Annotated in this window: 17 protein-coding genes; 1 reads left to right on the top strand and 16 read right to left on the bottom strand. The window is 40.3% G+C overall.

From position 1 onward, the window contains the following. Window positions 1-48: 48 nt before the first annotated feature. Window positions 49-546, bottom strand: coding sequence for a preQ(1) synthase (queF, locus tag O3607_RS06655; RefSeq protein ID WP_024066478.1), 498 nt, complete (start codon window positions 544-546; stop codon window positions 49-51). 300 nt (window positions 547-846) lie between these two features. Here queF and O3607_RS06650 point away from each other — a divergent pair, with 300 nt between their 5' ends. Next, a complete protein-coding gene (locus O3607_RS06650; protein ID WP_119206578.1) occupies window positions 847-1,593 on the top strand; it encodes a copper amine oxidase N-terminal domain-containing protein in 747 nt (248 codons plus the stop codon). 138 nt (window positions 1,594-1,731) lie between these two features. On the opposite strand, the gene O3607_RS06645 is transcribed toward O3607_RS06650, so the two are convergent. The 15 genes from O3607_RS06645 to O3607_RS06575 all read right to left on the bottom strand — a co-directional run bounded on the left by O3607_RS06645 (window position 1,732) and on the right by O3607_RS06575 (window position 21,665). Continuing rightward, complete coding sequence (locus tag O3607_RS06645) at window positions 1,732-2,127, bottom strand: hypothetical protein (protein ID WP_119206577.1); 396 nt, start codon at window positions 2,125-2,127, stop codon at window positions 1,732-1,734. 119 nt (window positions 2,128-2,246) lie between these two features. Continuing rightward, window positions 2,247-3,860, bottom strand: a complete 1,614-nt coding sequence (locus O3607_RS06640) for a membrane biogenesis protein AsmA (RefSeq protein WP_009351863.1) — start codon at window positions 3,858-3,860, stop codon at window positions 2,247-2,249. 120 nt (window positions 3,861-3,980) lie between these two features. After that, window positions 3,981-5,813, bottom strand: coding sequence for a carbon starvation protein A (locus O3607_RS06635; RefSeq protein WP_081442687.1), 1,833 nt, complete (start codon window positions 5,811-5,813; stop codon window positions 3,981-3,983). A gap of 247 nt (window positions 5,814-6,060) precedes the next feature. Next, a complete protein-coding gene (gene hisF, locus O3607_RS06630; protein WP_295792534.1) occupies window positions 6,061-6,831 on the bottom strand; it encodes an imidazole glycerol phosphate synthase subunit HisF in 771 nt (256 codons plus the stop codon). Between the two features lie 12 nt (window positions 6,832-6,843). Next, window positions 6,844-7,470, bottom strand: a complete 627-nt coding sequence (gene hisH, locus O3607_RS06625) for an imidazole glycerol phosphate synthase subunit HisH (RefSeq protein ID WP_371443592.1) — start codon at window positions 7,468-7,470, stop codon at window positions 6,844-6,846. A 200-nt stretch (window positions 7,471-7,670) separates the two neighbouring features. Next, entirely contained in the window at window positions 7,671-8,747 is a 1,077-nt protein-coding gene (gene hisC, locus O3607_RS06620) for a histidinol-phosphate transaminase (RefSeq protein ID WP_371443591.1), read from the bottom strand. A 37-nt stretch (window positions 8,748-8,784) separates the two neighbouring features. Continuing rightward, entirely contained in the window at window positions 8,785-9,111 is a 327-nt protein-coding gene (gene hisE / locus O3607_RS06615; RefSeq protein ID WP_285365349.1) for a phosphoribosyl-ATP diphosphatase, read from the bottom strand. Window positions 9,112-9,113: 2 nt separating this feature from the next. Beyond that, window positions 9,114-9,431 (bottom strand): phosphoribosyl-AMP cyclohydrolase, encoded by a 318-nt coding sequence (hisI, locus tag O3607_RS06610; RefSeq protein WP_285365350.1) that lies wholly within the window; start codon window positions 9,429-9,431, stop codon window positions 9,114-9,116. Window positions 9,432-9,544: 113 nt separating this feature from the next. Then, window positions 9,545-10,303, bottom strand: a complete 759-nt coding sequence (hisF, locus tag O3607_RS06605; RefSeq protein WP_285365351.1) for an imidazole glycerol phosphate synthase subunit HisF — start codon at window positions 10,301-10,303, stop codon at window positions 9,545-9,547. 95 nt (window positions 10,304-10,398) lie between these two features. Further along, window positions 10,399-11,118 (bottom strand): 1-(5-phosphoribosyl)-5-[(5-phosphoribosylamino)methylideneamino]imidazole-4-carboxamide isomerase, encoded by a 720-nt coding sequence (gene hisA, locus O3607_RS06600; RefSeq protein WP_371443590.1) that lies wholly within the window; start codon window positions 11,116-11,118, stop codon window positions 10,399-10,401. 26 nt (window positions 11,119-11,144) lie between these two features. Next, a complete protein-coding gene (hisB, locus tag O3607_RS06595; RefSeq protein WP_371443589.1) occupies window positions 11,145-11,735 on the bottom strand; it encodes an imidazoleglycerol-phosphate dehydratase HisB in 591 nt (196 codons plus the stop codon). Between the two features lie 21 nt (window positions 11,736-11,756). After that, on the bottom strand, window positions 11,757-13,034 hold the full coding sequence (hisD, locus tag O3607_RS06590; protein WP_371443588.1) for a histidinol dehydrogenase: 1,278 nt from the start codon (window positions 13,032-13,034) through the stop codon (window positions 11,757-11,759). A 49-nt stretch (window positions 13,035-13,083) separates the two neighbouring features. Next, the gene (gene hisG / locus O3607_RS06585; protein WP_371443587.1) at window positions 13,084-14,685 is read right to left on the bottom strand and encodes an ATP phosphoribosyltransferase; all 1,602 of its coding nucleotides are present in this window, start codon (window positions 14,683-14,685) and stop codon (window positions 13,084-13,086) included. Window positions 14,686-15,159: 474 nt separating this feature from the next. Beyond that, a complete protein-coding gene (locus O3607_RS06580; RefSeq protein ID WP_213467512.1) occupies window positions 15,160-15,552 on the bottom strand; it encodes a hypothetical protein in 393 nt (130 codons plus the stop codon). Beyond that, entirely contained in the window at window positions 15,549-21,665 is a 6,117-nt protein-coding gene (locus tag O3607_RS06575) for a hemagglutinin repeat-containing protein (RefSeq protein WP_371443586.1), read from the bottom strand. Before O3607_RS06575 ends, O3607_RS06580 begins: the two co-directional genes overlap by 4 nt. Window positions 21,666-21,702 lie beyond the last annotated feature (37 nt).

Raw genomic sequence — 21,702 nt, 5'->3', positions numbered from 1 at the left:
AAAAACATTATGAACGATGTGCCCATTGTTATATATTCATATACCATATTAACGGTATGCTACGCGCTCAGGCTGCATGTCGTGGAAATGAAGGCGCTCTTTTGCCGTCTTTTCCCACTCTGTACCAGGCTTGCCGTAGTTTGCGTATGGATCGATGGACAAACCACCGCGTGGCGTAAACTTGCCCCATACCTCGATGTACTTTGGATCCATCAACTTGATAAGGTCTTTCATGATGATATTGATGCAATCTTCATGGAAATCCCCATGGTTACGGAAACTAAATAGGTACAATTTTAAAGACTTGGACTCAACCATTTTCTTATGTGGTACATAAGAAATATAGATTGTGGCAAAGTCTGGTTGACCTGTCATAGGACACAAGCTAGTGAACTCAGGACAATTAAACTTAACGAAGTAATCGTTGTCTGGGTGCTTGTTATCAAACGCCTCTAATACCTGTGGTGCATAATCAGTTGGGTAATCGGTCTTGTGACCTAACATCGTTACCCCTTGTAACTCTTTTTCAGATCTGCCGGATGCCATAAAGAACCTCTTTCTATATCTTCTAGAACTCTATAATTAAATATATTGAATAATTCATGTAACACTTAATTATAGCATATAAAAGAATACACTACTTATAGAGATAAACGATTTCAGACTATAGTTAAATGACCAGTTCATCCTATGTCTCTGAATAAACTATCCTATCCCCATACTCTAGTTCAATTATATTGCGCTCACATATAGATTGTACAAAATTAAAATTTATAATAAAATATTCATATACATTTGGTAATGTTAGTTTATTCAGAACGATATAATACCTTATGGAGGTCACTTATGAAATTAAAACAGCTTATTTTATCTAGCATCGCTGTAGGTGCATTAGCTTTCACATTTGGCACGGCACAACCTGCACAAGCGGCTATTGGCATGGAGAATCCAGGTCCAGCTATGAACCTTGAAAAGCCTGCATCTGTTACAACTGCCCATCATATCAATGTAGATGGCAAGGTTGTTGAGCCTATTAATGGTCAGCAAAATGTAATCTATGTAGATGGTCAACCGCTCGTAGCATTGCGCCAAGTATCTGAAGCATTAGGCTATAAAGTAGCATGGGATGAGCCTACTAAAACAGCATTAGTAGACATGAACATTGCTACACTAGCCATCCAACCAGATTCTGCAGAAGTTGTACGTCATGGTAAATTAAAAATCATTAACCTTGATACTACTGAATCCTTCTTGCCTGCAGCTCGCAAGGTAGATGGTACTATCTTTGTAAAACCACAAGTATTCAAATTATTGTTGAACGATGTAAAAGTTACGAAGGATGAAATCTTCATCGCCCCTCAACGCGCACAATTAGCGTCTACTACAAACACAGAGGTATCTCACAAGAATGAACTCAACACATTCTTGCCACCATCTCAAAATGATGTAAAGAAAAAAGAAGGTCCAAAGGCTACGGAAAAACCTCTTATTAAAATTAAGAAATCCTTAGCTAAAGATACTGTAACTACAGACGATCAAGCTCAATCTACAGATAAATCTGAATACCAACGCGCTAACGGATTAGATCGATAAGCGAAGCTAAGAGATTGTTAAACAAGCTCTCAACGCATCGAAAAATTTATACAAATAAAAAGGTCCCATACGGGACCTTTTTATTTGTATAACGTATATAGTTATTCAAAATTAGTTTTACTAAATTTGATGGCTATATTATCTGCCAAAACCATAACGGTTAAGTGCTGTATTACCACTACCATATATAGCCATGATCTTCGCCATGAAATAGTCAGCTACTGCTAGAGAGTATGCTGCAATATCATTGTAATCAGAGTATTTTGGTGCAACATTAGTCACAGTAATGTTTTCAATAGTAGTACTAGCTTTAGGAGTAGTTAATTTATTTGTAGTAGGTGCAGGATCTGTAACAGTTACTGTAGAACCCATGGCTGGATTAACATAACCTGTTGGAGTAGATACTGGTGGACGTTGGGAATCAGTATATTTGTAGCCATAAGAAGCGTCTGCTTGTTGTGGTGCTACTGTAACAGCGCCAAAAGCAAGTACAGCTGCTGCCAAAACGATAGAGAATTGTTTTGATGCTTTCATAAAAAACCTCCAAATAACATAAAAGTATTTTATCAAAAATTATGATAACGGAGATTTATTATAAACTATCTACATAAACGCACAATGAAAGAGAGTTAATATCATTTATATTTCATTTATCACTTTATTTTGATACCTTTGAAAGCATCTTTCACCCCATCCATTTGGCGTTTTACATTATCAAAGGATGCTTTTAAATCCTCAGGAGGCTTAAAGTTATCGAGATCTTTAGACGACTCAGATGCACGTTTGCTATTTTCGCCAGCTTGCTTCATGCCAGCTTTAATCCGATCCATATTCTCATCGATCTCATCGAAGGATTCGTCGTAGATGATAAAATTACTGCCCCCGTGGGACGTAATATTGAGTGGCCCCATTGTAAGCTGACCATTATCGATGCGAAGCGCATCTGTGGAAATGGTCGTAATATTCGTATTCACCTTCACATCACTAAAGGACAGATGCCGCCCCTTATTGTGAAAGTTCCCAGTAATGCTTTGGATCGGTATAAGCATATAGTGGCCTTCTCCAGACCAGAAATTACCCCACACCTCCATATCACGAGGCAAGCCTTCGCTTTTAAAGTTCAAATTAGCCGACACCGGTACAACAAATTCAGGTGTTTTAAGAGCCTCACTACTATCAAGGTCCTTTGCTATCCCTGTAATCGTATAGGCTCTTGTATCTAGATTATATACACCTTTTGCCTCTAATTTGCCACTATATACATTAGCATTAACATTTTCAAAATTTAAAATGCCATCTTGGTACGTCACATCACCCACTACGTTTTCAAAGGTAAGCGCAGGAATACGTAAAATAGGCATCGTTACACGGCCTTTAGCCAACGGTCGATTAAAATCACCAGTTACTCGCGTCAGCAAGGTCATAGCATCGTGAATATCATCGCCAAAACCAAGAGAGGCGGGGTCCACACCTTTCACATCAAACTGTAAATCTAACTGAGGCATGCGATGCTTTAACACATCCTTTAAATCAACGCGACCTTTTAGTGTCATTCCATCACCAATAGCGGTTCCACCAAACTTACCGGTTTCCATATCAATGCGAATAGCGCGCTTACTATCAAGATGGATTTTAGCCTCTACATTCTTCATCACATAGTGACGATTTTTCTGAAAGATTTCTAGCTGATTATTTCTAAGTGTAATGGTAAGGTCCAAATGTTGACCTTCCCAATTAAAATTACGAACCTTTTTAGCCAATTCCTCTTGCCGATCTTGCGTCGTCTTTTTAGGCGGCTTAGGTCGCGGCTCCACCTCATCAAGAGGCTTATTCACATCAGGTGAGGCAGGCACGAAGTCGAGCCGGTTGTTATCATCTAAATCGACTACAATGGTCGCATCATTTAGCTCGATTCCGTTTATGGCAGAAGCCTTAAAGTTACGAGTGACTACGTCCCACATATTAACGCGTATCTTACCACTGGGAACGGTGAGCAATTCACGACCTTCAGGGTCCTTCCACACCAAATCGGTAAAGGATAATGTCCCCCACGGCGTTGCAGTTAAACTCTCTACGGTTACAGAACCACGCATCATCGTTTGTCGCGCCATAACCTCGTTGAAGATAACACCCATCCCACGACTCGCTATTGTAGCCAATACAAAGAAAATAATCGCTCCAATGGCAAGAAAAGCAGCAATGCCTTTTAGGCCTTTCTTATACAATTGTTTATATTTTGTCCAATAGGAACGTATGTAATATTTCATAGCATTATTATATCATGATGCATTTATATTTTTATTTTAATGGGGCCCCAAAACATATCGGCCTGAATATTGAAAGGAGTGTCCCATTAAAATAAAATAGCTCCACTAATCTTTAAGATGTTATGCTTTTGCTTGTTTACCGTATTTTACAAGGCTTTCAGCTTCAATTTCTTCTTGAGTGCGATAGTCTTGAGGAATGTCAGACAAACGAATCCAGCTGCGAACTGCTTCTACTAATACGATAAGGATCATGAGGAACATGGCAGCACTGAATGCTACTAGGATCCATTTACCAGCTGGGATATAGCTGTTAAATACGTTTTCAAAGTCTGCAGCAATAGCAACGATAGCCATTAGGATACATGGAATACCTGTAACCCATGCATAGCGTTTGCGGCCAAGTCGCATAATAACTGTAGTACTTACAGCCAATGTCATAGTACCTAATAATTGGTTAGATACGCCGAATAGAGGCCAAATAATACCGATGTTACCTTGTAGAACTAGGTAGCCCCACAAGATACAAATTAAAGCTGCACAACCATATACGCCAGGAGCCCAATGTTGGTCGTTGAATTTAGGATGGAAATGACCTAATAATTCTTGAAGTAAGTAACGACCTACGCGAGTACCAGCATCGATCAAAGTCATGATGAACAAGGCTTCGAACATGATACAGAAGTGATACCAGTAACCCATCAAGTGATCCATGTTAGGCAATCTGGAGAAGATATGAGCCATACCTACTGCTAAGGATACGGCGCCACCAGGACGGTGCATCAAGTCTTCACCAACCATTGCGGACAACGCTGGCAATTCATGAACTTGAAGTCCTAACGCTTTGAAGGATTCTACTGTGGAGTTAATAGCAAAGTAATCGTCTGGATGCAATGCAGTCGCTGCGATCAACGCCATCATAGCGATGAAGCCTTCTGTTAACATTGCGCCATAACCGATAGGTAAGATTTCTCTTTCATTAGTAAGCATTTTAGGTGTTGTACCAGTTGCAATAACAGTATGGAAACCAGATAACGCACCACATGCAATAGTAATGAAGATGTAAGGGAATACAGAACCTTTCAATACAGGACCGCCACCCCAGATATAAGGAGTAACAGCTGGCATTTGGATTTCAGGCATTACGATGATAATACCGAGAGCCAAGGCGCCAATTGTACCGATTTTAAGGTATGTAGACAAATAATCACGAGGAGCGAGCAATAACCATACTGGCAATGCTGCTGCAAAGAAACCATACACGGCAAGCATAATTTCAATAGTTTGCAAGTCGTATGTGAACCAAGAAGCATATTCGCTAGCTGCGATGTTAGGACCGTAGATAATGCCTACGAAGATTAACGCTACACCAATGATAGTAGCCTCTTGGATTTTACCAGGACGCAACCATTTCAAATAAATACCAATGAAAATTGCAATTGGAATTGTAGCAAATACGGAGAAGAACCCCCATGGGGAGTTATGCAATGCGTTAGCTACTACTACAGCCATACCCGCAAGGGTGATAATCAATAAGAACAATGTAGCAAGCATCGCACCGAAACCAGCTAATTTACTGATTTCTTCGCGCGCAATATCCGCGATTGACTTACCGTCATAGCGAACTGAAGCGAATAAGATAACCATATCATGTACAGCACCAGCCAATACAGAACCGATTAGGATCCATAAGGCACCAGGCAAATACCCGAACTGGGCTGCAATAACAGGACCTACGAGAGGGCCTGCACCTGCAATGGCTGCAAAGTGATGACCAAAGGTTACCCATTTGTTAGTTGGCACGTAATCGTGACCATCGTTGTGAACCATAGCCGGCGTCGGACGATATTGGTCCAAGGTCAACACCTTAGCCGCTATGAAAGCCCCATAAAAGCGGTACGCTAAAATTAGAATACACGCGGAGGCTATAACTAAGTAAATACCATTCATAACCATATAAACACCTCCAATTGTCTTGTGTGACATGGTGTTATATAAAAAAAACTGATAAATCTTTTGCACATCCATGCCACATTGGCTCTCAAAACTTTTAGTACTTACAATAATTATTGTATATCTAAACATAAAAGTGTCAATTATCGATTTCTCATTTTGAATGTACATTATGAGTTAAAAGCATAAATAAAAAGCATTCTCCGTTAATAAGAGAATGCTTTTATCGTTTTATTTTGATAGTAATTATCTATTGTCTTACGACGATGCCTACTTCATGAAGTGCTTTTTTAATATCTTTTATTGTTAATACTTTGTTATGTAGCAACGCATCAGCAAGAGCTCCAGTTACATTTGTCTTTGTAAATAAATCCACAAAATGCTGTATATTTCCAGCACCACCAAAGGCCGTTACAGGCACATCAACAACCTCTGCCAAGGCTTGATATAATTCAATATCAAAGCCAAGACCTGTGCCATGTCTATCGATACTCGTTACCAATAACTCACCTGCACCACGGTCTACCGCTTCTTTCGCCCATTCTAAAGCATTTTTGCATTGTGCCCCCGGATCATCGGATGTGCCATGTCCATAGGCATACCACATTTTCTCAAAAGGATTATATTTTACGTCTAAGCACACAACGATGCCTTGATTGCCAAACTTCTTTGCCCCTTCTGTGATAAGGGATGGATTAGATAGTGCCGCCGTATTGACAGAAACCTTATCGGCACCAGCTTTCATAAGCTGCGTCATATCCTCCACAGAAGCAATGCCACCACCTACAGTTAATGGCATGAATACCTTATCCGATGCATTAAGTACTATATCAGTAAAGGTTTTACGGCCTTCTGTTGTAGCCGTTATATCTAATAATACAAGTTCGTCCGCCCCTTGTATCTCATAACGTTCCGCACATTCAACAGGATCGCCGGCATCAACCATATCGCGGAATTGCACACCATTCTGGACACGACCATTTGCCACACTAAGGCAAGGAATAATACGTTTCGCTAACATAGAATGACCCTCCTATTGTTTCGCCGCTGCATAGGCTTCCGTAATATTTCCAAATGCACGTAATAGATTTAAACCTACTACACCACTTTTTTCAGGATGGAATTGCATTCCATACACTCTACCGCGCTCTACAACGCCAGGTACATCGATACCATAGTTTGCAGTGGATGTAATAAATTCAGGGTCTGTATCTACATAATAGGAATGAACGAAATAGGTATATTGATTGTCTACATTGCTGAAAGCACTGTCTGGATGGTGCACTGTATTTTTGTTCCACCCCATGTGAGGTACACTGAGGCCAAGGTCACGAGGGATTTCTTTTACCTTGCCCGGAATAAGTCCTAAGCCTAGTGTTGGACCATATTCTTCGGACTCTTCAAATAATAGCTGCATACCCAAGCAAATACCTAATAATGGTATTTCTCGTTTTACCACTTCATGAATGACATCGACGAGACCACGTTCCTTAAGAACTGCTACTGCCGACGCATAGGCGCCTACACCTGGCAAGAGAACGCCATCGGCATTTAGTATAACCTCAGGATCTGCTGTTAGCACCGCATCAAGTCCGATGTAGGCCAACGCTTTCTGGACATTAAATGTATTGCCCGCATCATAATCTATAATGGCAATCATAATATACTCCTTTCAACAGCCTTAATGAGCCCCAGTCATTACTAGGGCTCGTCGTTCACGTCGTTTTCGTTATATATATTCTCTAAACAGAATACAAACTCCTGCCATTCAATTGGGTAAAAGCTAAACTCCATTCTATAGAATGAAAGTTGATATCATAAGGCGCAAATTATTAGTATATATGATATATCCCATATTGATTAATTCATGAATTGTTTTAATATACCGCGCATAACAGCTCCATCTTGAGCCATTGGAATAGTAAGTCTCAACCAACCGTCTCGTTGTCCACGGCGCACTTGATAGCCTTCTTTTAGCCATGCATCAGCCAAGCCTTCTGCATCGGATACAGCAAAGAAAATAAAGTTCGCTTCACTCTTGTAGTAGTGAATACCTAATTCATCAAACAAGCTTTCCCATTTAGCCCGCTCTTCTGCATTTTGAGATATTATTCTTGTTAAGAATGCTTGATCATCAAAGGCTGCTTCTGCTGCTACTTGGGATAAAGTATTAAGATTATATGGCAAGCGGATAGTTTGCATATAGTTCGCAAGCTCTAAAGGCGTCATCATATAGCCTACACGGTAATTAGCAAGGCCATACGCCTTAGAGAAGGTACGCATAATAGCTACATTTGGGAACTCATCTAGTAATGCACGTGCTGTAGGAACATCTACGGATGTAACGAAGTCAATATAGGCCTCATCGATGATAACTAATGTTTCTTTTGGTACTTTTGCAATAAAGTTACGGATATCTTCAACAGTCTCATAGGTACCTGTAGGGTTATTAGGATTACAAATCCATACGAGGCGTGTTGTGTCATCTACAGCTTTTAACAGTGCGGCGAAATCATAGTGACCTGTTTCAAAATCCGCCTCAACTTCACGAATTTCTGCACCCTCAACGAGACCATTTAAAGCATACTCGGAGAAGGCTGGCACGCTTACCACGATAGAGTCACCAGCGCTGATCAAGGTTTTATTGACCATGGCAATAACCTCATCAAGGCCTACACCGATAACGAGTTGCTCTGGTTGTACCTTCCAATACGCAGCCAATTTCATACGCAAATCAGTAGCGTTACCATCAGGATAATAGTTAGCATCATTATGTGTTACATAGCTAAGAATAGCCTCACGCACTAATGGAGATGTACCATATGGGTTTTCGTTGGCTGACAAGCGCACTAATCGGTCTACCCCAAGGCGTTCCTTTACCGCTGTAGCAGGCTCCTCTGGTATATAGGGTTTCAATGTGCGAATTATCTCTTTCATAGGCTATCCTTTCTAACTATTTTCTTAATGAAGTATATTATAAATTCGTAATTTCTGGGCGATCTGTAGTCTTACTCACTACCCCTTCACGGCTCGCAAGTTCTGCCTCAATGGCTTCGTAAGGAATATTTTTCTCTGCTAATAATACGAGCAAGTGATACAACACATCTGCGGTTTCGTAAATCAACTCTTGAGGGTCTTCGTTCTTTGCAGCGATGACAACCTCTGTAGCCTCTTCGCCTACCTTTTTCAAGATTTTATCGAGACCTTTATCAAATAAGTAATTCGTATAAGAACCTTCCTTAGGTTTCGCTTTGCGGTTCTTAATAATTTCGTATAATTCGTTCAATGTTTGTTGTGCCATAACTAACTCCAATCTACATCATTAAAGAAACAGCTTGTGCGCCCCGTGTGACACGCAGGGCCTTCTGGCTTAACTTGAATGAGCAATGTATCCCCATCACAATCGAGGGCCATACTCACCACATGTTGCACATTGCCACTCGTACCGCCCTTGTGCCATAGCTCTTGGCGAGAACGAGACCAAAACCACGTTTCCTTTGTTTCTAGTGTTTTGTGAAAGCTTTCTTCGTTCATCCACGCCACCATGAGCACATCTTTTGTATCTGCATCTTGCACAACCGTTGGCAATAAGCCGTTTCCCTTTTCAAAATCCGGTTTCATATTGTAATCCTTTAATACAAGTAATCTTTTCAAAATTCAATGTTTTGTTTAGTACCTTTACCATAGTGGAGGTATTTAATTCGTTTACCATACTCTAATTATGTAAATTACTTTTATCGTACAGTAATTCCTCGAGCTCGTAATTCGTTTTTAAGATCAGAAATTTTAATTTCTCCAAAGTGGAAGATAGATGCTGCCAATGCACCGGTAACACCGGTTTGTTCAAAGAGTTCTATAAAGTCTTGAACCTTGCCGGCCCCGCCAGATGCGATGATAGGTACATCTACTACGGCTTCAATGGCTTTATATAGTTTGATATCAAAGCCAGATTTAGTGCCGTCCTTGTCCATGCTCGTTACGAGCAATTCCCCTGCTCCACGAGACACAGCTTCCTTAGCCCAATCGAGGGCTTTCCATTCGGTGCGCTTACGACCACCATGCGTATAAGCGTACCATTCGCCAGTCTCTTCGTCTGTTTTTACATCGATAGCCACTACCATACATTGGTTACCAAACTTTTGAGCCCCTTCGGTGATGAGTTCAGGATTTGCAAGGGCTGCAGAATTCAAAGATACCTTATCTGCGCCAGCTTTCAACAAAGCCGTCATATTATCAACGCTCTTAATACCACCACCAACGGTGAGCGGCATAAAGACCTGGGAAGAAATCTCTTGCACCACGTCGCGCATAGTAGTCCGTGCATCGACAGTAGCCGTAATATCTAAGAATACTAATTCGTCAGCCTGTTGCTGTTCATAGGAAGCCGCAATATCTACGGGGCTGCCGACATCTACGAGGTTAACAAAGTTAACTCCTTTTTTAACGCGCCCATCATCCACATCAAGGCATGGAATAATCCGTTTCGCTAACATAATTCTACTCCCCACTAAATGTTATCAATCTATTTCATCGGTCATGCTAAACAACACATGTTGTAAATACTACAGGAATAGCATCAGCAATATAATTATCGTTGATTGTACCCGGCAATTTCCTCTAATGTAATCGTTCCTTCATACAAAGCCTTACCAACGATGCTATCCATAACACCTTTGGCTTCAAGGGATTTAATATCTTCTAAATTACGAACGCCCCCAGACGCAACGATGCGTGCTGTAGGGAATGCTTTTTGCAAATTGCCAAGCAAATCCTCGTTAGCACCTTGCATGGTACCATCGCGGTCCACATCAGTAACAATAAAGTACTTTGCGCCGCCTTCAACCATAGCGCCGATTAAATCGGTCATAGGCACATCGGATTGATCAAGCCAACCTTCAGCAGCGACCTTGCCATTTTTGCCGTCTACACCGATGACGATGCGCTCTGCACCGTATTCTGCAATCACTTGTTTGGTAAGCTCTGGATTTTTGAGAGCCACAGAGCCTAGAATAACCCGATCTACGCCTAAGCCTAAATAGAGGTCAACCGCCGCTTTATCGCGAATACCGCCACCGATTTCAAGGATGCCTGTGAAAGCTTCACGCACTGCTTTTACAATGTCTACGTTAACAGGTTTGCCCGCCTTAGCACCGTCTAAATCGACGAGGTGGAGTGCGCCTACCTTGGCATCTTCATATTGTTTTGCTTGGTCCACTGGATTAGGATTGATCACCGTTTCCTGCGCGAAGTCACCTTTATAGAGGCGAACGCTGCGACCATCTTGTAAATCTATAGCTGGAAAAATCATAGGTTCTCCTTTATTCAATGACTATATTAAATAACGCCCTTTGTAGAATTTACCCCTTGAATATCTGGGTTAATCGTAACGGCCTTGCGCAAAGCACGGCCTGTAGCCTTAAACATGCTTTCAATGATGTGGTGTGTATTGCGACCATATAAATTGCGAACATGTAAATTCATAGCAGCGCTCATGGCTAGTGCTTGGAAGAAATCCTCTACAAGCTCTGTTTCAAAGTTACCACCTAAAACCGGAGTGCTCCATTCGCCTTGGAACACGAGGTACGGACGGCCACTCAAGTCGATCACAACTTGCGTCAAAGCTTCGTCCATAGGAACCCACGCATCACCGTAACGCTCGATACCAGCCTTATCGCCTAAGGCTTTCACCAGTGCCTGACCTAAGGCCAATCCGATATCCTCCACAGTGTGGTGAGCATCTACGTATGTATCGCCCTTTGCCTCTACTACGAGACCAAAGCGCCCATGTTTCGCGAGTAGCGTCAACATGTGGTCCAAAAAGCCAATTCCTGTGGAGATGGAGCTCGTTTGCGCCCCATCAAGGGTAAGTTCTACTTTAATATCTGTTTCTTGAGTGGTGCGTTGCACCGTACCTGTGCGTATCATAACGACCTCTATACCTCAAATCTATTTCTCAAAACGTACTTCGATGGCGCGAGCATGTGCCTCAAGACCTTCTGTACGAGCTAATGTAGTAATGTGTGTTGCTACTTCTTCTAATCGTTCTTTTGTGAATTGTGTAAAGGATGTACGTTTTACGAAATCATATACACCAAGTGGAGATGAGAAGCGTGCTGTACCGCTTGTAGGTAATACGTGATTTGTACCGCCTACGTAGTCGCCCAATGGCTCAGATGCATAAGCGCCAAGGAATACGGAGCCTGCATTTTGAACGAGGCTCATGTAGCCCATTGGATCTGGCAATTGGATTTCCAAATGCTCAGGTGCTACTTCGTTCATGACCGTAAACATGTCTTCAACGCTATCCATAACAGCAATATAACTGTTATTTTCAATAGCTGGACGAGCGATGCTTTCACGAGGTAACAATTTTAATTGGCGTTCTACCTCATCAGATACGGCATTTGCTAGGCTTTCACTAGTAGTAACCATGATAGCACGCGCCCGAGGATCATGTTCCGCTTGGGACAAAAGATCTGCTGCAAGGTGTACTGGATTAGCACTATCGTCAGCGATAACACCGATTTCACTAGGACCTGCAATCATATCGATGTCAACTTGGCCGAACACTTGGCGTTTTGCTGTAGCAACGTAAATGTTGCCAGGGCCTACGATTTTATCAACCTTTGGAATGCTTTCCGTACCATACGCAAGAGCCGCTACACCTTGAGCACCGCCAACTTGGTATACTGCATCAACACCAGCAAGTTTTGCAGCGCTCAATACAGCAGGATTGATACCATCCTTTTGAGGAGGTGTAACCATAACGATTTCTTTAACACCTGCAATTTTAGCTGGCAACGCAGTCATGATAATAGTAGAAGGGTAAGCCGCTGTGCCGCCAGGAACATAAAGGCCAACGCGAGCCAATGGAATAACCTTTTGTCCACGGATGATGCCCGGTGTATCCATGTCTACAAAGCCTTGCTCAATTTCACGGCTGTGGAACTCTGTAATATTAGCCTTTGCCTTTAATAAAGCAGCTTTCAAATCATCAGATAAGGACTCATAAGCAGCGTCGATTTCCTCTTGAGGCACCTTGAAGTCTTCGATGGATACGCCATCAAATTTTTCAGAGTATGCCTTTAAAGCCGCATCACCATTGGTGCGCACATCGTCGATGATATCGTATACGCACCGTTCAATTTCCATGTCTGTAGTTTGTTGAGTGTAATTTCGTACGATACCAAGCATCGTATCTAATGATTCCTTATAAATTTTCATGTCTTATCCTTCTTCCTATATATGCTATTCGCACTATTAGTTCTATCTCTTATTTATTAATGGCTTCTGAAAGCTGATCTATAAGTTTAAAAATAGTATTTCTCTTTTGTTTTAACGCTAATGGATTAGCTACTAAACGAGTGGAAATCTTTTGTAACCAATCGAAGATTTCTAAGTTATTTTCCCGCAAGGTTGTACCAGTTTCTGTAATATCGACGATGGCATCAGCGAGCCCTACTAACGGAGCCAATTCAACGGAGCCTTCAATTTTGATGATTTCCACATCTTGGGCACCAAAGTACTGTTTTGTAATGGTTGGGTACTTTGTACCGATACGTTGACGACGACCTTCTTTAGGATCATACCCTGCCAAAGAGGCCAAAATAAATTGGCATTTACCAGTTTGTAAATCTAGCATTTCATAGCTTGTATCGTCTTGTTCGTCTAGTACATCACTACCAACGATACCAAGGTCAACAACACCGTTTTTTAAGTAAGTCGTTACATCTGGGCCTTTAGCGAGGATAACCTCAATAGCATCGCCCAACGGAATGATAAGCTTACGCGCCTTGTTACGCAATGGCTCACAGTCTACGCCACAGGACTCCAAGAGAGGAATAAAATCTTTCTCTACGCGGCCCTTTGTAAGAGCGATACGCAATTTACCATTATCTTGATTGTTGCTTTCACCATTCAAGGTTACATCGGTCAAGACGTCGATGTTGAAAGCCATCCCCACCGCAGGCATCGGTGTACCATCAAAGCTAGATAGCAAGCCGTCATAACGACCGCCGCTGACGATGTATTGGGACACACCGTCCACATAGCCTCTAAATGTGAGGCCTGTGTAATAGGATTGAAGAGGCTCAGTAGACACATCAATGCGAACCTGTTGACCTGTTTGAGCCACTTGGTTGGCCATGTCTACGAGATTATCTAAAATGCGTTGCGCCCCGGCTGGCAGGATAATTTGGTTGAGCTCATCCTTAATATCTCGGACCGTGCCGAACAAGCGTGGCCATACAGTTAAGAATGGATATAACGCACTATTTTTAAAATCGGAAATCAACTCGTTATAGCGTGGCAAGTATTTAGTAAACAAAGCTTCTAAGAGCTCAGTTTTTTCTTCATCACTAAGACCAAGAGCATCGGTAATAGCTCGAGAGAAACGAGCGTCTCCAATTTCTAATAGTAAATTATTGCCCAGCTTCGTTTCGTTTACCTCTTTGATAATAGCGAAACACTCTTGCTCGGCTCCAATGCCTTCATAGCCTACCATCTCGATGCCGCCTTGCGTAACTTGGTTCACATCGCCACGGTGCTTTTTATTTTTCATAAATACATCGCCCAAGTAATAGAACGTGCGAGGCAATTCAATATTGGTAGTCGCCAAGAAACGACCGATTGGCATAGTCAAATCAGGACGAATTACGACGGACTCATCAGAACTATCCATGAACTCGTACATATGCTGACCGCGCCCCATTGCATAGCCATTAAATACATCCTTGTACTCCACAAGAGGCGTAGAGATCTTAGTGTACTGACGGCTGCGACATAGACCAAGCACATATTGGCTCACATCATCCTTGCGCTCCGCTACGGCCCCTATATCATCACGGAACCCCGTAGGTAATTGCTGCTGTTCCATCGTAAACATCCTTTCTATCATTTGATCTATATCATTTCTCATGTTTTTGAATGCTATATGTCATCTGTATTAACCACTTAAGTTATATGACGGTTTAAGTCATCTAGCTATTCAGTTTGTTATGAGAAAAAATTTACCTATATCGATACTTTTCTATTTTATCGCTTTACTTTGTTAAAGTATGAAATTATAATATAACGGTTCTATAGAATTGTCAATAGAACCGTTAGTATTACTCAAATTTAATTATGGGTCATTATAGGTAATAAACCTAGTTGTTGAAGTATTTATACCGTTTATTTTATCATATTAACACAGTTTAAAGTATAGCATAAAGAATTTCCCTGTTAATAAAGTGTAGTTTTCCTTATTAATAACTAAAGGGGCACCTCCTTCGAGATGCCCCTTTGCTATGGTTTCTTAAAGAATTCCATATCATTAGTCTAATATAGTAAAACAATATATATTTTCTATTTAAAAAAGGACTTTTCTAAACGCATAAGTAAACACGATAATCCCCCATAATGCAGAAAACGCTGCAATAAGGCCCTCTTTAAAATATATACTATCTCTTTTTTGACAAAATCCCGTGAGTATTGTAAAAAAGAAGAAAATCAACCAAATACTGCCATAATCTACTATAAATTTATAATCTTTATCCATTAAAAATTTAAGATTTAATACCACTAAACTTATAATAGAGATTATAGATAAATACTTTGTTAGGCTACCAAAAATTCTATGTTTTTTCATATATTCATATTTTTCATCAAATGAACATTTACGGATCTCAATTTTATATAACCCTATAGATAATGATATAGATATAAAAACAAAAAAATATCCTAATATTCCAAGTTTACTCATTTTCTCCCCGTTTTCCAGAGTTTATACTCTTCTCTTAACTTATCTTTCTCAAGCTCTGCATTAAAGCTATATATTGTATTTCCCACTACAAAACCTGTACCAACAAAAGCAGCAGCAACAGGTGTACCTACCACTCCCGTACCAAGTGTAGCAGCAGAACCACTCGCGCCAATAGCTAGTGATGTTTTATCCAATTCATCGGCCTTTTCAATCAAATCAGGGCGACCTTCAAACTCAATTCTATTTTGATTCATATTAATTGCAGTAAACGCAGCATCTCCAGCCAACCCACCGACTTCCATTGCTACAGCTTTGCTTGCACTTTTTCCTAAAATTGTTCCTAATTTTAGCGCTTTATCTGTCGATATAACTTTATTAGTCAACCTCTCCCCCTCATGATGTAATCCTCCGCCAACTAACCAAGTACTAGATACTCCACCAGTTACAGCAATAGCACGATTAACATCTTTTTTAGAAACATCAGTAGGATTATTAATTTCACTCATCGAAACATTATATGCTTGCGTAGCTTCACTTTCACCACCAACTACTTGTTCTGTCTCAATAGGTGGTGTATAAGGTTCTGTATACTGGTCTTCATTTCGAGTTCTATTACGTTCTAAGGCTGCTTGAACTGTTTCGTTAATTTCAGCTTGATATGCATCTTGATCTTTATGGGCCTGTTCAACTTCCTCTTTGCTATAATAGCCTTCATTCCCCCCTAATATATCAGCACGCTCATTAATCGTTAAGGTATTATCTACTGGTCTATCAGCAAACTGGTAACTTGGACCATCGCCCTTAGTTTCTACCAATCTACGCTTCATAAACTGTATTGGATCATCCATAAACTCAGAAAGTTCAAAACCTTGATTATACTTGGCGCTCATACGTGCTACATAAGCGCCAGATTGTCCATTTTGACCTAAGCTCTTATTCGTAGCATACCCCAAAATATATGCTATTTGCTGTAATCTCTCTGGATTTACATATTGCTTACCGTCTGGACCTGTTATTGTTCCAGCCCATTTTTTTAATTCTGGCATCATCGCCTCAGTTATTCCACCTATGTAAGCGCCTTCTGCATAGTTAGAACCACCTAAAGAAGCCGTAGCGCCTCCAAATAATGTATGTAATGCCACCTTACGAGGGTCCCCATCATTCCAGCCTTCATGTTTTGCAATTTGGTGAATAGCCTCATTAGCATTAATACTGAACAGATTAGCCAGTTCTTGTTTCTCTTCAATAGATTTACGATCAAAGATTGCATGTAATGTATTTAGGGAATGTTCTATATCAGTATTAATTCTTTTCACATCTACCATTCGACCATTCTCTTTAATTATACCTTCACTGATTGTACTTTGGGTAGTAGAACTAGACTTATCATGTGCACCAAGCCCCCCTGTTGGTGTCGCACCAAGCTCTTTATATATCTTATCTAAATCATGTTTACTTTTTGATTTAATATCACCAAATCTATTATATTGTACTCCATTTTCCGAAACTGAATATTCAGCCTCATTGGTAATATCCTCCATAATAAGATTTTTTGTAGATACTGTATTTTTATTCTTTGCAGCTTTGCTTGAAATAATGGCACCTTTAAGTTTAGTTTTATTACCAGTATTAATAATATAACCATCATCTCCAGCATGAATACCTGCCTGTTTTGTAACACTTTTCCATTTACTATCAATCCTTCCAACACTACCGCCGATACTCCCCATGATGTCTTTAAACGTTGGTTTAGAGGACACAGAAAAGCCTGCAGATTTACTATGTTCTTTAAAGTTATCTACATCTTGTAAGCTTTGAATATGTAAATCACGGCCTGTATCTACTTCTACCTTTTTACCAGATACAGTAGAACCAATAATATTTGTGTCACGTTTTGCTTTAAGTTGTGCTAATTCAGCTGCTTTAATCTTTGTTGGAATATAACCTTCTTGATGGGTAGCTCCATTTTGACGAGCCATATAACCACTAGCATTAATATCGAGGAGGCCACCACCAGTTAAGCTAATACCTGCCCCAACACTCCATCCAGAGCTTTTATAGGTGTTATTAACATCTACAGTATTCTTACCAGCCTCAAGATTAATATCACTAGCGCTATCTAATACTAATTTTTTGGCCTCAACTGTTTCACCAGTTAAACCAATACCAGTTTTCTGAGCATCACGAGCCTTGATATATACATTACCATCACTAACAAGAGTGCCACCTTGATATGTATTTATATCTACTACTTGCCCTTGTTTTCTAGAAGTGCTACCAATGCTTACAGATAAGTTAATAGCATCATCAATATTTTTAGCTCCTCGTTTAGCTTTACCGTCTACTTTATCAACTTTACCTGTTACGGCATCGCGTATTTTTTCTCCATGTAAAGCTGCATCTACTGCTTCATATCCATCTTGCAATTGTTTACGAGCTTCATTGAGTTCAAGTGCAGCCAACCGTTTGTCATCACGACCACCTGCTTGTTTTATAGTGCGCGTAGTATTTGTAAGTGTATTAGCTACTGCACCACCTAAGGACACGGTAAGACCAGTTTTTTTGTAGCGTTCATCATGTGTCATGTGGTTATGATCCACGTTACCATCTAATGTAACAGCAGAGCCGTCTAACACAGCACCTTCTTTAGCAACAATATCTGCGCTTGTAAGATGAACTATATCATTAGCCTTGATATTTACAGTCCCTTTCGTACTAGCAATTGTATTTCGTACAGTAGCCTCTTCATGGTTTGCTTCATCAATATTGTGTTTTTCTTTACCAATAGAGAAACCTATACCGGCACCGCCCAAAAAACCAGATTTTTTATGACGATAAACACTAGAGCCATCCGTAGTAGATTTGTCAGCGCCCAATTCTACCTTACCACCAGCGGTAACAGATACGGTATTCTCGCCCAAAACTTGAGCAGATTGACCCGTTACATCTTGAGCACTAGTAATAGTTACAGTTTTACCACTTACCGTAGAACCAGTTACAGATGTAGCAGTTACATCATCCACCGCATTGGTGCTTTCACGTTTTACTAAACTTTTCTTTTTATCTAGGTACACATGATTAACTGTACTATTAGCTTTTGCAGTATTTAATGCAACCGTATTACCAGATACTTTCACTGTATCTGCTGCTAACACTTGACTACCTTCCAATTGTACTGCATCAGAGGCTACAACAGAAACGTTCTTACCTTCAATGCTACTACCAACCGATGATTGTGCTTTCACAAGATCATGAGACTGAGTCGTTTGAGAGTGTCCACCACCAGATTTACCTTTATCAAAACGATGTTCTTCAAGCTCATGTGTAGCATTCATTGCTTTCATCGTTACATTGCGACCTGCCGTAACAGTTGTATTCACATCAGAGGAGACAATACCTGCCTCCATAGATACATCTCGGCCTGCTACTACTGTTGTTTGACCAGCACCACCAATACGGCCTTGATCTACACCAGTAATCGTTTCACGACGGTTGTTGCTACTGTTCCACTCAACCTTGCTATTACCGGCCTCATACTGTACGCCTTTATTAATTACATCTCGACCCGCGCTAACTTTTGTGGAACCAGCTGCATTAATTTGTGTAATGCTGCCACCTTCATTAATAACGTCTTTCTTAGCATACACAGAGACTGTATCATTGCCTATAATAGTGCCTTGTGTATTACGAACTTCGTCATTTGCTGTAACCGTAGCCGTGTTACCTTTAATAAGACCATTATCATTGTGAATGGAATTACCAGTAAGAATCACATCCTTATCCGCTACAATGCTCCCGCTATTATGCATAGTATCAACAGATAGGTTAATAGATTGGGCTTGTAAATTAGCACCACCTTCTACTCGTTTTGTGTTTGGTGCTAAATATAAAGTAGGTACTAGCACAGTTTCAGTTTTGCCATTTGGTAATACAACAGACTTACTAACTAGGAGCACTACATCCTCTTTAAGATTCTTTTGCTCAGCCTCTGTTAAACCTCTACCTAATACAATAGATTGAGATTTAGTTACACTAATCCCTGCATCCATCAATTGGCGATATTGTTCTTCTGCTGAAAGACCAGATTGTAGTCTACTTTTACCGGTTTGACGCATAATCTCTTGCATAACGAGTTGCTGCTCATAGTAGCCATCACCCAAACGTTTTTGTATATTCATAGGGTCTAATTTAAGACGAGATAATACGTAATCAGAAGATAAGAAGTTGCGACGATTTGTAAAGTTTGGATCAGTTTCAATCACATAGGTAGTATTAGGATTCGTCGATAACTGACTCATACTATTTAATAAAGATGCATCTACTGTAGCATCACTTTTACTATTTTCTACATGACCGCCATATACGGCAACAGGTACATCTTTAGGATTCACCTTAGTATTCTTATATTCTGCTTCACGAATATTGGTAGTATCCCACCCGTTTTTATGATGACGGCTATAACTTGTAGCTGTACCCTCTTCAGTTATATATTCATTACCTTTAGGATTGCTTTGCTCATAATGACCTACAGTACCAGTTATATCTCCAACAGCACTAATTTGACTAGCCTCATTCACCATATGATCTACATCCACATGTAAATTACCGCCAGAAATAATTCGTCCAGGATTAGATGTATCTACTACATCTTCCTCACGTGTACGATCATATTCATATTTAGTCCAACTATCATGATGTTTACCATTTATGGAAAGTTGTAGATTCTCAGAAGAGTGTACAACTACTTTATCTTTTGGAATTTCATCATCATGTCCATAAATTCGTTCCTCAGACAATTGATAACGCTTAATACTACCGGATGGAGCTACTTCGTTTTTGATATGCTCTTTACCCTCTACCGCTACACGCTTAAGGGTAATACCACCATTTTTATTATCTACAGATTTCGCAAGTAAAGCTCCACCTTGACCAAACTCAATGGTAGATGCAGTATTTACTACAGAATCTATTTTACCGGATACTGTACCTTTCTCATCCATCGTTTTACCAAGCTGTAATTTACCTTCTGCTTTGATTACACTACCATCTGTATTAACAATAGATTTTGTTGCTATAGACAAATCTTTTTGAGCAATCATAACAGGTGCTTCTTTAGTCGTAGCATTACCAGTTTGTATTATAGAGTCAGTAGTAATCTTTGCTGTATCTACATAAAGTTTACCCTTATTCATCTGCTCTAGACTTTGGGTTGTAATATTGGCATCTGTAGCAGCTATCGTACCTGTATTTTGCAACTTACCAGTACTATCTATGGTGAGTTTGTTTTGTGCAGACAATACGCCTTGGTTATTAACCCCAAAGCCTTCGTTGGTACCCACCAAGTACATACTATTAGCATACATCCCACCAATAGCAGCTACATCAAGGCCGACTTGACTCGATTCACCAGTTTTGTGAGTATTTGTAACTTTACCAGTAGCATCTACGGAAATATCATTCTTACCCGTTACAACTTGAGCATCTTGGGCCCAAACTTTACCATTGAGCTTTACAGCCTCAGCAAGCATATCTGTACGTGCTGTTTTAGAGGCATTAAGACCTTTTTCACCAACTGTAATAACACCTTTTTGTACATTATAGCCTGTAACACTACCATTATTAATTATTGGATTACCTGTTGTGAGTGTAGCGCTACTTGCATTAATAAATGTGCCATTATTAACAGAAATACCATTAGGGTTGGCAACGATAACATGTGCCTTATTACCGGCTACTTCAAGAGCACCATTCATAGAAGTAGAGCCTGTACCCGTTACTTCATTTAAAATTGTATTAGCCGTTGGACCTACTAAATTAGGGTTCCCCATAATATAGCCTGCAAGCTCTGTATTTACAGGTCGATTCGCATTATTTAATATAAGCCCCTTTTCGTCTACATTGAATGCATTATATTGGTTATGTGATAACCCTTTATCATTAGGTGTATTAATATTAACGACAGTCATGCCATTTCTAGCTTCTTCTATTTTTGGTCCTAATTTACCTTGATCAGGTACAACAGGATTAGCAAGGGCCATAGGAATCCATGGTGCAGAGTTAGTCGCTAACAATGCAGCAAAGATAGCCATTGCCGTATGCTTTCTTATATTCATATTACTCTCCTTTTCTAGTACATACCATTCACCATGT

The organism is Veillonella sp. 20925_1_51, from assembly GCF_041431445.1.
GTDB classification, from domain to species: Bacteria; Bacillota; Negativicutes; order Veillonellales; family Veillonellaceae; genus Veillonella; species Veillonella nakazawae.
Note: the sequence above shows the minus strand (reverse complement) of the source record. Positions and strands in the feature narration are given on the sequence as shown.

Coding starts and splice junctions, on each gene's coding strand:
- hisE (WP_285365349.1), bottom strand. CDS start 9,111: ATGGCACAACAAACATTGAACGAATTATACGAAATTATTAAGAACCGC.
- hisI (WP_285365350.1), bottom strand. CDS start 9,431: ATGAAACCGGATTTTGAAAAGGGAAACGGCTTATTGCCAACGGTTGTG.
- O3607_RS06580 (WP_213467512.1), bottom strand. CDS start 15,552: ATGAGTAAACTTGGAATATTAGGATATTTTTTTGTTTTTATATCTATA.
- hisB (WP_371443589.1), bottom strand. CDS start 11,735: ATGATACGCACAGGTACGGTGCAACGCACCACTCAAGAAACAGATATT.
- hisD (WP_371443588.1), bottom strand. CDS start 13,034: ATGAAAATTTATAAGGAATCATTAGATACGATGCTTGGTATCGTACGA.
- hisG (WP_371443587.1), bottom strand. CDS start 14,685: ATGGAACAGCAGCAATTACCTACGGGGTTCCGTGATGATATAGGGGCC.
- O3607_RS06640 (WP_009351863.1), bottom strand. CDS start 3,860: ATGAAATATTACATACGTTCCTATTGGACAAAATATAAACAATTGTAT.
- hisF (WP_295792534.1), bottom strand. CDS start 6,831: ATGTTAGCGAAACGTATTATTCCTTGCCTTAGTGTGGCAAATGGTCGT.
- O3607_RS06635 (WP_081442687.1), bottom strand. CDS start 5,813: ATGGTTATGAATGGTATTTACTTAGTTATAGCCTCCGCGTGTATTCTA.
- hisA (WP_371443590.1), bottom strand. CDS start 11,118: ATGATTTTTCCAGCTATAGATTTACAAGATGGTCGCAGCGTTCGCCTC.
- hisF (WP_285365351.1), bottom strand. CDS start 10,303: ATGTTAGCGAAACGGATTATTCCATGCCTTGATGTGGATGATGGGCGC.
- queF (WP_024066478.1), bottom strand. CDS start 546: ATGGCATCCGGCAGATCTGAAAAAGAGTTACAAGGGGTAACGATGTTA.
- O3607_RS06575 (WP_371443586.1), bottom strand. CDS start 21,665: ATGAATATAAGAAAGCATACGGCAATGGCTATCTTTGCTGCATTGTTA.
- hisH (WP_371443592.1), bottom strand. CDS start 7,470: ATGATTGCCATTATAGATTATGATGCGGGCAATACATTTAATGTCCAG.
- hisC (WP_371443591.1), bottom strand. CDS start 8,747: ATGAAAGAGATAATTCGCACATTGAAACCCTATATACCAGAGGAGCCT.
- O3607_RS06645 (WP_119206577.1), bottom strand. CDS start 2,127: ATGAAAGCATCAAAACAATTCTCTATCGTTTTGGCAGCAGCTGTACTT.
- O3607_RS06650 (WP_119206578.1), top strand. CDS start 847: ATGAAATTAAAACAGCTTATTTTATCTAGCATCGCTGTAGGTGCATTA.